This is a genomic window from Streptomyces cellostaticus (assembly GCF_023630175.1).
In the GTDB taxonomy this organism is placed as follows: domain Bacteria; phylum Actinomycetota; class Actinomycetes; order Streptomycetales; family Streptomycetaceae; genus Streptomyces; species Streptomyces cellostaticus_A.
Genome location: NZ_JALLIN010000059.1, coordinates 1 through 12,843 on the forward strand (window position 1 = coordinate 1; position 12,843 = coordinate 12,843).

The window sequence follows — 12,843 nt, forward strand, 5'->3', positions numbered from 1 at the left end:
GGGGGGGCCCGGCCCGGGCCCCACCCCCTCGAAACCTCCTGTGGCCGAACGGGACTTGGGAACCCGCGGCCCCGGGGCGGCGTCAGCCCGGGTTCGCCCCGCCGCGAGGCCCGGCGAGTGCTCCCCGGCGGGCGAACCCCGACGGACGCGGCCCTAGAAGAACACCCCGCACCGCAGCAGCACGTTCGCGTACGGCCGGGCCTCCCCGGTGCGCACCACCAGCCGCGCCCCCGCCGACAGCTCCTTCAGCCGCTCGTGCGGCACCAGCGCCAGCTCCGGGAAGAGGCCGTCCAGCAGCGCGCCCGCCGCCGGATTGGCGCCCCGGACCTCCTCGGCGGCCGTGGCCCCCTCCACCACCAGCTCGGCCAGCAGCCCGTCCAGGACCTCCGCGAACGAGGGCACACCCGCGCGGAAGGCGAGGTCCACCACACGCGGTCCGTCCGGTATCGGCAGGCCCGCGTCGCACACCAGCACCCCGTCGCCGTGCCCCAGCGCGGCCAGCGCGCCGGCCAGGTGACGATTGAGGATGCCCGCCTTCCTCACCGGTCACCGCCCCGCTCACCGAGCGCCTCGGCCTGCGCCGCCGTCGGGTACGACTCCTGCGCGCCGCGCCGGGTCACCGCCGCCGCGCCCACCAGGGCCGCGTAGGCCGCCGCCGCCGGCAGCGCGGCGCCGGACCCCAGCTTCCAGGCCAGGGCCGCGGTGAAGGCGTCGCCCGCGCCGGTGGTGTCCACCGCGTCCACCCGCACCGGCGGCACCCGGGTCAGACCGGAGGAGTCGCAGACCAGCGCCCCGGCCGCGCCGAGCGTCACCACCACCGAGCGCGGGCCCCGGGCCAGCAGCCGGGGCGCCCAGCGGTCCGGTTCTCCGCTCGTGCCGTCCGCTCCGAGGAGCACCCGGGCCTCGTGCTCGTTGACGATCAGCGGATCGCAGGCCGCCAGCACCTCCGCGGGCAGCTCGCGCGGCGGGGACGGGTTCAGCACGAACCGGCTGCCGTCCGCCAGGTTCCGCACGACCTCCACCACCGTCTCCAGCGGGATCTCCAGCTGCGCCGACACCACCCGCGAGGCGCGCAGCAGACCGGCCGCCGCCCGCACGTCCGCCGGGGTGAGCCGGGCGTTGGCGCCGGGCGACACCACGATGCTGTTGTCCCCGGAAGGATCGACGGTGATCAGCGCGACACCGGTCGGCCCCCCGCCCACCAGGACGCCCGCCGTGTCCACCCCGTCCGCCCGCTGCGCCTCCAGCAGCAGCCGGCCGTGGGCGTCGTCGCCGACCCGGGCGAGCAGCGCGGTACGCGCGCCGAGCCGGGCGGCGGCGACCGCCTGGTTGCCGCCCTTGCCGCCGGGATGGACGGCCAGGTCGCCGCCCAGCACCGTCTCGCCGGCGGCCGGCCGCCGTTCGACCCCGATCACCAGGTCGGCGTTGGCCGAACCCACGACCAGGAGGTCGTAGTCGTACATGGAATTGACTCCCCTGAGAGATGACCGGGGCGGGCGGTCCCCGGGGACCGCCCGCCCGCTCGCTCGTCGATTGTCAGCCGGTGAACCCGGCCGCGTTCTCCTTCGTGACCACCTTGACCGGTACCTTGACGGCCGCCCCGACCTTCTTGCCCTGGACCGCCTTCAGCGCGTTGTCGACCGCCATCCGGCCGAGCTGGCTGGGCTGCTGGGCCACGGACGCGTACAGGGTGCCGCCCTCGACCGCCTTCAGCCCGTCCGGGGTGCCGTCGAAGCCGACCACCTGGACCGACCGGCCGGCCTTGGCGCCCAGCGCCTTGATCGCGCCGAGGGCCATCTCGTCGTTGGCGGCGATGACGCCCTGCACGTCGGGGTGGGCCTGCAGCAGGTTCGACATCACGTCGAGCCCCTTGGTGCGGTCGAAGTCGGCCGGCTGCTGGGCCAGGACCTGGATGCCCGGGTAGGACTTCAGCCCCTTGGCGAAGCCCGCCGCCCGCTCCCGGGCGGCGGAGGTGCCCGCCTGGCCCTGCAGGATGACGATCTTCCCCTTGCCGCCGAGCTTCTCGGCGACCGTCTTCGCGGCCAGTTCGCCGCCGGCCACGTTGTCCGAGGCCACCAGGGCGTCCACGGTCGCCCTGTTGACCCCGCGGTCGACGGCGATGACCGGGATCCCGGCCTTGCCGGCCGCCTTCACGGAGTTGCCGGCCGCGTCCGAGTCCACCGGGTTGACGATGATCGCACCGAGGTCCGAGCTGGTGAAGTTCTGGAGCTGGTTGGCCTGCTGGGAGGCGTCGTTCTGGGCGTCCGTGACCGTGAGGTCCACACCCAGCTTCTTCGCCTCGGCCTGGGCGCCCGCCCGGATCTGCACGAAGAAGGGGTTGTTGAGGGTGGACAGGGACAGGCCCATCCTCGGGTTCGTGGACGAGGCGGAGCCGTTGTGCAGGAAGGAGGTCGCGCCGACGATCGCCACGGTGACGACCGCCGCGAGCGCGTACGTCCCGGCCTGCCTGCCCTTGCCGCCGGGAGAGGCACCGGCCGCCGCCGGGGCCGCCCCCGCCTTGCGGCGCAGCGTGTCGAAGAGGACCGCCAGCGCGATCACGACGCCGATGACGACCTGCTGCCAGAAGGCGGACACGTTCAGCAGGTTGAGGCCGTTGCGCAGCACCGCGAGGATCAGGGCGCCGATCAGTGTGCCGGACGCCTTGCCGGTGCCGCCCGCGAGCGAGGCGCCGCCGATGACGACCGCGGCGATCGCGTCCAGCTCGTAGCCGTCGGCGGCCTGCGGCTGCGCGGAGGACAGCCGGGAGGCGAGCACGACACCCGCGACGGCGGCGAACACGCCGGACAGCGCGTAGATGGCGAGCTTCTGCCTCTTCACCCGCAGGCCGGACAGCCGCGCGGCCTCCTCGTTGCCGCCGATCGCGTACATCGAGCGGCCGATGTAGGTGCGGCCGAGCACGAGGGCGGCGATCAGGCCCATCACGACCATCACGAGGACCGGCACCGGCAGCCAGCCGCCGAGTGTGTCCCCGAGGTGCGAGACGGAGTCCGGGAAGGGGATCGGGGAGCCCCCGGAGATCACCAGGGACAGACCGCGGGCCACCGAGAGCATGGCGAGCGTCGCGATGAACGGCGGGAGCTTGCCGTACGCGACGAGGAAGCCGTTGACGAGTCCGGCCGCGACACCGGTCACCACGGCCAGCAGCACCGCCACGGCGACCGGGACGCCGTGCGAGGTGGCGCTCCAGGCGAGGACGGTGGCCGACAGGGCCGCCACCGAGCCCACCGACAGGTCGATGCCGGCCGAGACGATGACGAACGTGACACCGAAGGCGAGGACGGCGGTCACGGCCGCCTGCACGCCGACGTTGAGCAGGTTGTCGGTGGTCAGGAAGTCGCCCGACAGCGCCGACATGGCGATGACGAGGACGATCAGCGCGGTCAGCGCGCCGTTCTCCAGGAGCAGGCGGCGCACCGCCGTGGCGCCACCGGCGCCCGTCGTGCTCTTGAGCGTGTCAGTGGCCACGAGCGGCCTCCTTGTCGGTCGTGGGGTTGCTGACGGCGAGTGCCATCACGGAGTCCTGGGTGGCCTCGTCGGCGGGCAGTTCACCCGCGATCCGGCCCTGGGCCATCACCAGCACCCGGTCGCTCATGCCGAGCACCTCGGGCAGATCGCTGGAGATCATGAGTACGGCGGTGCCCGCCGCGGTCAGTTCGTTGATGAGCTGGTAGATCTCGACCTTGGCGCCGACGTCGATACCGCGCGTCGGCTCGTCGAGGATCAGCACCTTGGTGTTCGCCAGCAGCCACTTGCCGATGACGACCTTCTGCTGGTTGCCGCCGGACAGGGTCCGCACGTGCTGGCCGAGCCCGGCCATCCGCACGCCGAGCTGCCCGGCCATCCTCGCGGCGGCCTCGCGCTGGCCCCCGAGGTCGACGAGCCCCGCGCGGGTGGCGGCGCGCATGGTCACCAGGCCGAGGTTCTCCTCGACCGACTGGTCCAGCACCAGCCCCTGGCCCTTGCGGTCCTCCGGGATCAGTCCGACGCCGGCCGCCATGGCGGCGTTGACGTCGTGCCCCTTCAGGGCCGCACCGGCGACCCTCACGGCCCCCGCGTCGTACCGGTCCGCCCCGAACACCGCCCGGACGACCTCCGTACGGCCGGCGCCGACCAGCCCGGCGATGCCGACCACCTCACCGGCGTGCACCTCGAAGCTGACGTCGTGGAAGACGCCGTCGCGGGTCAGGCCCTCGACGCTGAGCAGCGCGCCGCCCCGGTCGGCCCGTTCGCGCGGGTACTGCTGCTCGATGGAGCGGCCCACCATCAGCCGGACCAGCTCGGCCTGCGGTGTGGCGGCCGGGACCCGACCGACGCTCCTGCCGTCCCGGATGACCGTGACCCGGTCGCCCAGGGCGGCGATCTCCTCCAGGTGGTGGGTGATGAAGACGATGCCGACGCCCTCCTCGCGCAGTTGGCGCACGATCACGAAGAGCCTGTCGACCTCCTCGGAGGTGAGCACGGCGGTCGGCTCGTCCATGATCAGTACGCGCGCGTCCAGGCTGAGCGCCTTCGCGATCTCGACCATCTGCAGGCGCGCGATACCGAGTTCGCGCACCCGCGCACGGGGGGACACGTCCACCCCGACCCGCTTGAGCAGGACCTCGGCGTCGGCCTCCATCCGCTTCCGGTCGATCATCCCGAACCGGCGCGGCTGCCGGCCGAGGAAGATGTTCTCGGCGACCGTCAGGTCGGGGACCAGGTTGAACTCCTGGTAGATGGTGGCGATCCCGAGGCGTTCGGAGTCCTGCGCACCGTGGATGCGCACCTCCTCGCCGCCGACGAGGATCCGCCCGGCGTCGGGCGTGTACGCACCGGAGAGCATCTTGATCAGCGTGCTCTTGCCCGCGCCGTTCTCACCGAGCAGCACGTGCACCTCGCCCCGGCGCAGGGAGAAGTCGACGCCGTCGAGCGCCACCACGCCGGGGAAGGTCTTCCGGATGCCCTCGATGCGCAGCAACTCGTCCTGGTCGCTCACGACTCGCTCCTGTTCGTTGCGGGGTTCTGGGCGGGGGGCGCGCCGCACGAGCGGCGCACGACGAGACGGGCGGGGAGGGTGACGGACTCGCCGGGCCGTCCCGCGATGCGGTCCACCAGGGCCCGTACGGCGGCCCGGCCCAGCTCGCCCGTGGGCTGGGCGATCGCGGTGACCGGCGGATCGGTGTGCACGAACCAGCGGATGTCGTCGAACGCGGCGAGCGCGATGTCGTCCGGGACGCGCAGCCCGCGCGCGCGGATCGCGTCCAGGGCGCCGAGCGCCATCAGGTTGTCCGCCGCGAAGACCGCCTCGGGCGGCTCCGGCAGGTCGAGGAAGCCCTCGGTGACCCGTCGGCCGCTCTCCGCCTGGAAGTCGCCCTGGCCGGTGTAGGCGTCCGGCAGGTCCAGCCCGTACTCGGCCAGGGCGGCCCGGAAGGCCTCGACCCGCTCGCTGCCGGTGGTGGTGGCGGCGGGCCCCGAGATGATCGCGAGCCGCCGGTGCCCGAGCCCGTACAGGTGTGCGACCAGGTCCCGTACGGCGCGCTGCCCGTCGGCCCGGACCACGGGCACCTCGACGCCCGGGATCCACCGGTCGACGAAGACCATCGGCGTCCCTCCGCGCGCGGCGTCCAGCATCAGCGGGGAGCCGCCGTCGGTGGGGGAGACCAGCAGGCCGTCTATGCGGCGGTCCAGCAGCGTCCGCACATGGTGGTCCTGGAGGTCGGGCCGCTCGTCGGCGTTGCCGATGATCACGCTGTAGCCGAGCGCCCGGGCCTCCTCCTCGACGGAGCGGGCCAGCTCGGTGAAGTAGGGGTTCAGTACGTCGCTGATGACCAGGCCGAGGGTGCGGGTCTGGTCGGTCCGCAGGGAACGGGCGACGGCGTTGGGCCGGTAGCCCAGCGCCTCGACGGCGGCCAGCACGCGTGTACGTGCGTCCGCGCTGACCGACGGGTGCTCGTTCAGGACGCGCGACACCGTGGCGACCGAGACGCCCGCCGCGGCGGCGACGTCCTTGATGCTCGCCATCGCGGGCTCCACCTCCTCGTGGAACTCATGGAATCGATTACATCGACATGCTCGAAGGATTGGAATCGATTACACGGCCCCGGGGCAACCCCCCGGCGGGTTCCTGAGACCGGATCGTGATGTCGGACCGGGCCGGTACCTTCGGGGCATGGCTCAACAGGCGGGGAACCCCACGGGCGAACGGCGGCTCGCCGTGCTCGAAGGAGTGCTGGAGCGGATCACCTACGCCAACGAGGAGAACGGCTACACCGTCGCCCGCGTCGACACCGGCCGGGGCGGCGGGGACCTCCTCACGGTGGTCGGCGCGCTGCTCGGCGCCCAGGTGGGGGAGTCGCTGCGGATGGAGGGCCGCTGGGGCTCGCACCCGCAGTACGGCAAGCAGTTCGTCTGCGAGAACTTCACGACCGTCCTGCCGGCCACCGTCCAGGGCATCCGCCGCTATCTGGGTTCCGGACTGGTCAAGGGCATCGGCCCGGTCTTCGCCGACCGCATCACCCAGCACTTCGGCCTGGAGACCCTCGCGGTCATCGAGGAGGAGCCGAAGCGGCTGATCGAGGTCCCCGGCCTCGGCCCCAAGCGGACGAAGAAGATCGCCGACGCCTGGGAGGAGCAGAAGGCGATCAAGGAGGTCATGCTCTTCCTCCAGACCGTCGAGGTGTCGACGTCCATCGCCGTGCGGATCTACAAGAAGTACGGCGACGCCTCCATCTCGGTCGTGAAGAACCGGCCCTACCGGCTGGCCGCCGACGTCTGGGGCATCGGCTTCCTCACCGCCGACCGGATCGCCCGGTCCGTCGGCATCCCGCACGACAGCCCCGAGCGCGTGAAGGCGGGCCTGCAGTACGCGCTGTCGCAGTCCGCCGACCAGGGCCACTGCTTCCTGCCGGAGGAGCGGCTGATCGCCGACGCGGTGAAGCTGCTCCAGGTCGACACCGGACTGGTGATCGAGTGCCTGGCCGAACTCGCCGGGCCGCCCGAGGAGGGCGAGGACCCCGGGGTGGTCCGGGAGAAGGTGCCCGGACCGGACGGCGACGCGGAGCCCGTGAACGCCGTCTACCTGGTGCCCTTCCACCGCGCCGAACTCTCCCTCTCGGCCCAGCTGCTGCGGCTGCTGCGCACCCCCGAGGACCGGATGCCCGCCTTCCGGGACGTGGCTTGGGACAAGGCGCTCGGCTGGCTCAGGAGCCGTACCGGCGCCGACCTCGCCCCCGAGCAGGAGGCCGCCGTGCGGCTCGCGCTGACCGAGAGGGTCGCGGTGCTCACCGGCGGACCCGGCTGCGGCAAGTCCTTCACGGTCCGCTCGATCGTGGAGCTGGCCCGCGCCAAGCGCGCCAAGGTGCTGCTGGCCGCGCCCACCGGGCGGGCCGCGAAGCGGCTGGCCGAGCTGACCGGCGCCGAGGCCTCCACGGTCCACCGGCTGCTGGAGCTCAGGCCCGGCGGCGACGCGGCCTACGACCGGGACCGTCCGCTGGACGCCGATCTGGTGGTCGTGGACGAGGCCTCGATGCTGGACCTGCTGCTCGCCAACAAGCTGGTCAAGGCCGTGCCGCCGGGGGCGCACCTGCTCTTCGTCGGCGACGTCGACCAGTTGCCCAGCGTCGGCGCCGGGGAGGTGCTGCGCGATCTGCTCGCGGAGGGCGGCCCGATTCCGGCGGTACGGCTCACCCGGGTCTTCCGGCAGGCCCAGCAGTCCGGCGTCGTCACCAACGCGCACCGCATCAACGCCGGCCGGCACCCGCTGACCGACGGGCTGAAGGACTTCTTCCTCTTCGTCGAGGACGACACCGAGGAGGCCGGCCGGCTCACCGTGGACGTGGCCGCCCGCCGGCTGCCCGCCCGGTTCGGCCTGGACCCGCGCCGGGACGTCCAGGTGCTCGCCCCGATGCACCGCGGCCCGGCCGGCGCCGGCACCCTCAACGGACTGCTCCAGCAGGCCATCACACCGGGCCGGCCCGAGCTCGCGGAGAAGCGGTTCGGCGGCCGGGTGTTCCGTGTCGGCGACAAGGTCACCCAGATCCGCAACAATTACGAGAAGGGGGAGAACGGTGTCTTCAACGGCACCGTGGGCGTGGTCACCTCGCTCGACCCGGTCGACCAGCGTCTGACGGTGCTGACGGACGAGGACGAGGAGGTTCCGTACGACTTCGACGAACTGGACGAACTGGCCCACGCCTACGCGGTGACGATCCACCGGTCGCAGGGCAGCGAGTACCCCGCCGTGGTGATTCCCGTCACCACCGGGGCGTGGATGATGCTCCAGCGGAACCTGCTGTACACGGCGGTGACACGGGCGAAACGGCTGGTGGTCCTCGTCGGTTCACGCAAGGCGATCGGACAGGCGGTGCGCACGGTGTCGGCGGGCCGGCGCTGCACGGCTCTGGACTTCCGGCTCGGCGGTTCCCGAACGGCTCCGACCAGCGACTCCGAGCCGCGTCCCAAAAAATGATCGATCAAATGAGTCGTGAAGGTCACAGAGCACTTCCGGATACCGGTCGAAGCGGGCAGGATGAGCAGGTTGGCGGCACTGAGTGCCGCCGATGGGCCCAATGGTCGACCCCGAGTGCACTCTCCTGAGCCAAATGGGGGATGGTAGAGACAGTCAGGGCACCTCGAAGATGAGGCACTACGTCGGTGAGGGAAGACGTGAGCGACAACTCTGTAGTACTGCGGTACGGCGACGGCGAGTACACCTACCCGGTGGTCGACAGCACCGTCGGTGACAAGGGCTTCGACATCGGGAAGCTCCGCGCCCAGACCGGTCTGGTGACTCTGGACAGCGGTTACGGCAACACGGCCGCCTATAAATCCGCCGTCACCTACCTCGACGGTGAGGCGGGCATCCTCCGCTACCGCGGCTACCCCATCGAGCAGCTGGCCGAACGCTCCACCTTCCTGGAGGTGGCCTACCTGCTGATCAACGGTGAGCTGCCGACCGTCGACGAACTGACGACGTTCAAGGGCGACATCACCCGGCACACCCTGCTGCACGAGGACGTCAAGAACTTCTACAAGGGCTTCCCGCGCGACGCCCACCCGATGGCCATGCTGTCCTCGGTCGTCTCGGCGCTGTCCACGTTCTACCAGGACAGCCACAACCCGTTCGACGAGAAGCAGCGCAACCTCTCCACGATCCGCCTGCTCGCGAAGCTCCCGACCATCGCGGCGTACGCGTACAAGAAGTCGATCGGTCACCCGTTCGTCTACCCGCGCAACGACCTCGGCTACGTCCAGAACTTCCTGCGCATGACCTTCTCGGTCCCGGCGGACGAGTACGAGCTGGACCCGATCGTGGTCTCCGCCCTGGACAAGCTGCTGATCCTGCACGCGGACCACGAGCAGAACTGCTCCACGTCCACGGTCCGTCTGGTGGGCTCGTCGCAGGCGAACATGTTCGCGTCCATCTCGGCCGGCATCAACGCCCTGTGGGGCCCGCTGCACGGCGGTGCCAACCAGTCGGTGCTGGAGATGCTCGAGGGCATCCGCGACGCCGGCGGCGACGTCGACTCCTTCATCCGCAAGGTGAAGAACAAGGAGGACGGCGTCCGCCTGATGGGCTTCGGCCACCGGGTGTACAAGAACTTCGACCCGCGCGCCAAGATCATCAAGGCCGCCGCGCACGATGTGCTCTCCGCCCTCGGCAAGTCCGACGAGCTGCTGGACATCGCGCTGAAGCTGGAGGAGCACGCGCTCTCCGACGACTACTTCGTCTCGCGCAGCCTCTACCCGAACGTCGACTTCTACACCGGTCTGATCTACCGAGCCATGGGCTTCCCGACCGAGATGTTCACGGTCCTGTTCGCCCTCGGCCGCCTGCCGGGCTGGATCGCCCAGTGGCACGAGATGATCAAGGAGCCGGGCTCCCGCATCGGCCGCCCGCGCCAGATCTACACGGGCGTGGTGGAGCGCGACTTCGTTCCGGTCGAGGAGCGCTGAGCACTCGCCGGTCGAGGGGCGCCGAACCGGTGCCCCGCCCGCCGCACAGGGCCTGCCGTCACGGGCGGGCCCTGGACCGACGGGGATGAGACAAACGGAAGGCGCCCTGACGCCGGTCCCCCCACGGGCCGACGACCAGGGCGCCTTCCCATGTCCCGGTGCGGATTCCCCCCACGGGATCCGGCCGGGCGCTCGGAGAGGACAGCGCCTGAAATCGCTGTCTGAACACGACGGGCGAGCCCGTCGCGCTCCAGTGACGCGCTGCGACCTGCCGGGACAACGCACGCTGGGAGGGCCGCTCAAAGCTCCCCGGTGTACGTGCCCCGGCAACGCATCTCTGAGGAAGTCCCCCAAGACATCCCCAGATGCCAGTCAGCGCCCCCCAAGACGCTGGTCTGACATCGCCAACTTAGACCTTCGAACCCCTTCGATGGTTACGTTCGCGTCACTGTGATCTGCGTCTCTTGCATTTGTCCTTTAGGTGCGCAAGGGCCCCGATACGGCGATCGGGGCTCAAGCGTAAGGATGATGCGCGAGCCTTGTGAAGAGCTTATGTGAGGCGCGCGCCCGACTCCAGGGGGGCTGCCACTTCAAGTGCGGCTAACCGTCGGTAACCCCGGGCGAGTTCAGTGGAAGCCGCGCAGTCGCAGACTGTTGGTCACCACGAACACCGAGGAGAAGGCCATCGCGGCGCCCGCGATCATCGGGTTCAGCAGGCCCGTGGCGGCCAGCGGAAGCGCGGCCACGTTGTAGCCGAAGGCCCATACCAGGTTGCCCTTGATGGTGCCGAGGGTGCGCCGGGAGAGCCGGATCGCGTCCGCGGCCACCCGCAGGTCGCCGCGGACCAGGGTCAGGTCGCCGGCCTCGATCGCCGCGTCCGTGCCGGTGCCCATCGCCAGCCCCAGGTCGGCGGTGGCGAGCGCGGCCGCGTCGTTGACGCCGTCGCCGACCATGGCCACGGTCCGGCCCTCGTCCCGCAGCCGCCGCACGACGTCCACCTTGTCCTCGGGCAGCACCTCGGCGATCACCTGGTCGATGCCGACCGCGCGGGCGACCGACTCGGCGACCGTGCGGTTGTCCCCGGTGAGCAGCACCGGTTCGAGTCCGAGCGCGCGCAGCTCGCGCACCGCCTCGGCGCTGGTCTCCTTGACCGCGTCGGCGACGGCGAGCACTCCGCGGGCCCGGCCGTCCCAGCCCACGGTGACGGCCGTACGCCCGTCCCGCTCGGCCGCCTCCCGGGCGTGTGCCAGTTCCCCGGGCAGTTCGTCGTACACGCGCCCCACGGCCACCTCGCGGCCCGCCACGCGCCCGCGTACGCCCCGGCCGGGGACGTTCTCGAAGTGCTCGACGGCCGGGAGGGCTCCGGTGCGTTCCTCGGCGCCCGCGGCGATCGCCCGGGCGACGGGGTGCTCGGAGGCGTGCTCCAGCGCGCCCGCCAGCCGCAGCAGCTCCTGCTCGTCCTCACCGTCGGCCGGGTACACCTCCTGGAGGGTCATCCGCCCGGTGGTGACCGTCCCGGTCTTGTCCAGGACGACCGTGTCGACGCGGCGCGTGGACTCCAGCACCTCGGGGCCCTTGATCAGGATGCCGAGCTGGGCGCCCCGGCCGGTGCCGACCATCAGCGCGGTCGGGGTGGCCAGCCCCAGCGCGCAGGGGCACGCGATGATCAGGACGGCGACGGCGGAGGTGAAGGCGGCGACGGTGTCCCCGGTGACGCCCAGCCAGACGCCGAAGGTGCCGAGCGCGATGAGGATGACCACCGGGACGAAGACGGCGGAGACGCGGTCGGCGAGCCGCTGCACCTCGGCCTTGCCGTTCTGCGCGTCCTCCACCAGCTTCGCCATTCGGGCGAGCTGGGTGTCGGCGCCGACCAGCGTGGCCTCGACCACCAGCCGGCCGCCCGCGTTGACGGTGGCGCCGGTGACCCGGTCACCGGGTCCGACGTCCACCGGCACCGACTCGCCGGTCAGCATGGACGCGTCCACCGCCGACACGCCCTCGACGACCGTGCCGTCGGTGGCGATCTTCTCGCCGGGCCGGACGACGAACCGGTCGCCCACGGCCAGGGAGGCCACCGGGATCCGCACCTCGCGCCCCTCGCGCAGTACGGCCACGTCCTTGGCGCCCAGCTCCATCAGGGCCTTCAGCGCGGCCCCCGCGCGCCGCTTGGAGCGGGCCTCCAGGTAGCGGCCGAGCAGGATCAGCGCCACGACCCCGGAGGCGACCTCCAGGTAGACGGTGGAGGCGCCGTCCATGCGCGAGACCGTGAACCGGAACTCGTCGTGCATGCCGGGCATCCCCGCGTCACCGAAGAAGAGCGCCCACAGCGACCAGCCGAAGGCGGCCAGGGTGCCGACCGAGACGAGCGTGTCCATGGTCGCCGCGCCGTGTCTGAGGTTGGTCCAGGCGGCCCGGTGGAAGGGCGCCCCGCCCCAGGCCACGACCGGCGCGGCGAGGGTGAGCGAGAGCCACTGCCAGTTGTCGAACTGCAGGGCCGGGACCATCGAGAGCAGGACGACCGGCGCGGCGAGCAGCGCGGAGACCAGCAGGCGGTGCCGCAGGGCGCCGAGTTCCGGGTCCTGGCCGGCGGGTGCGGGGCTCTCGGGGGCCTGCGGTTCGGGTTCCGGGGGCGGGGGTTCCTCGGCGGTGTAGCCGGTCTTCACCACGGTCTCGATCAGGTCGGCGACCCGGACGCCTCCGGAGTGGCTGACCTTCGCCTTCTCGGTCGCGAAGTTCACGGTGGCGCTCACGCCGTCCATGCGGTTGAGCTTCTTCTCCACCCGGGCGGCGCAGGAGGCGCAGGTCATCCCGCCGATGAGCAGCTCGACCTCGGAGGTGTCGCCTATCGCGCCCGCCGGTTCGGCGGTGGTGCTGGTCATGTCCGGACTC

The 12,843-nt window shown here is 71.8% G+C and carries 8 protein-coding genes; 2 read left to right on the forward strand and 6 right to left on the reverse strand.

Features of this window, described 5'->3' with window-relative positions:
• Positions 1-153 precede the first annotated feature (153 nt).
• The 5 genes from rbsD to MXD57_RS28215 all read right to left on the reverse strand — a co-directional run bounded on the left by rbsD (position 154) and on the right by MXD57_RS28215 (position 6,021).
• Positions 154-543 (reverse strand): D-ribose pyranase, encoded by a 390-nt coding sequence (gene rbsD / locus MXD57_RS28195; RefSeq protein WP_250404986.1) that lies wholly within the window; start codon positions 541-543, stop codon positions 154-156.
• A complete protein-coding gene (locus MXD57_RS28200; protein ID WP_250404988.1) occupies positions 540-1,463 on the reverse strand; it encodes a ribokinase in 924 nt (307 codons plus the stop codon). Before MXD57_RS28200 ends, rbsD begins: the two co-directional genes overlap by 4 nt.
• 73 nt (positions 1,464-1,536) lie before the next feature.
• Entirely contained in the window at positions 1,537-3,486 is a 1,950-nt protein-coding gene (locus MXD57_RS28205) for an ABC transporter permease/substrate-binding protein (protein WP_250404990.1), read from the reverse strand.
• A complete protein-coding gene (locus MXD57_RS28210; protein ID WP_250404992.1) occupies positions 3,476-4,996 on the reverse strand; it encodes a sugar ABC transporter ATP-binding protein in 1,521 nt (506 codons plus the stop codon). Before MXD57_RS28210 ends, MXD57_RS28205 begins: the two co-directional genes overlap by 11 nt.
• Positions 4,993-6,021: a LacI family DNA-binding transcriptional regulator gene (locus MXD57_RS28215; protein WP_250404994.1), complete on the reverse strand. Its 1,029-nt coding sequence runs from the start codon at positions 6,019-6,021 to the stop codon at positions 4,993-4,995. Before MXD57_RS28215 ends, MXD57_RS28210 begins: the two co-directional genes overlap by 4 nt.
• 148 nt (positions 6,022-6,169) lie before the next feature.
• Between MXD57_RS28215 and recD2 the strand changes: the two genes are divergently transcribed.
• Positions 6,170-8,467 (forward strand): SF1B family DNA helicase RecD2, encoded by a 2,298-nt coding sequence (recD2, locus tag MXD57_RS28220; RefSeq protein ID WP_250404996.1) that lies wholly within the window; start codon positions 6,170-6,172, stop codon positions 8,465-8,467.
• Positions 8,468-8,664: 197 nt separating this feature from the next.
• Positions 8,665-9,954, forward strand: a complete 1,290-nt coding sequence (locus tag MXD57_RS28225; RefSeq protein ID WP_250404997.1) for a citrate synthase — start codon at positions 8,665-8,667, stop codon at positions 9,952-9,954.
• A 626-nt stretch (positions 9,955-10,580) separates the two neighbouring features.
• On the opposite strand, the gene MXD57_RS28230 is transcribed toward MXD57_RS28225, so the two are convergent.
• Positions 10,581-12,833, reverse strand: a complete 2,253-nt coding sequence (locus MXD57_RS28230; RefSeq protein ID WP_250404998.1) for a heavy metal translocating P-type ATPase — start codon at positions 12,831-12,833, stop codon at positions 10,581-10,583.
• Between the last annotated feature and the right edge of the window lie 10 nt (positions 12,834-12,843).

Coding starts and splice junctions, on each gene's coding strand:
- MXD57_RS28200 (WP_250404988.1), bottom strand. CDS start 1,463: ATGTACGACTACGACCTCCTGGTCGTGGGTTCGGCCAACGCCGACCTG.
- MXD57_RS28230 (WP_250404998.1), bottom strand. CDS start 12,833: ATGACCAGCACCACCGCCGAACCGGCGGGCGCGATAGGCGACACCTCC.
- MXD57_RS28215 (WP_250404994.1), bottom strand. CDS start 6,021: ATGGCGAGCATCAAGGACGTCGCCGCCGCGGCGGGCGTCTCGGTCGCC.
- recD2 (WP_250404996.1), top strand. CDS start 6,170: ATGGCTCAACAGGCGGGGAACCCCACGGGCGAACGGCGGCTCGCCGTG.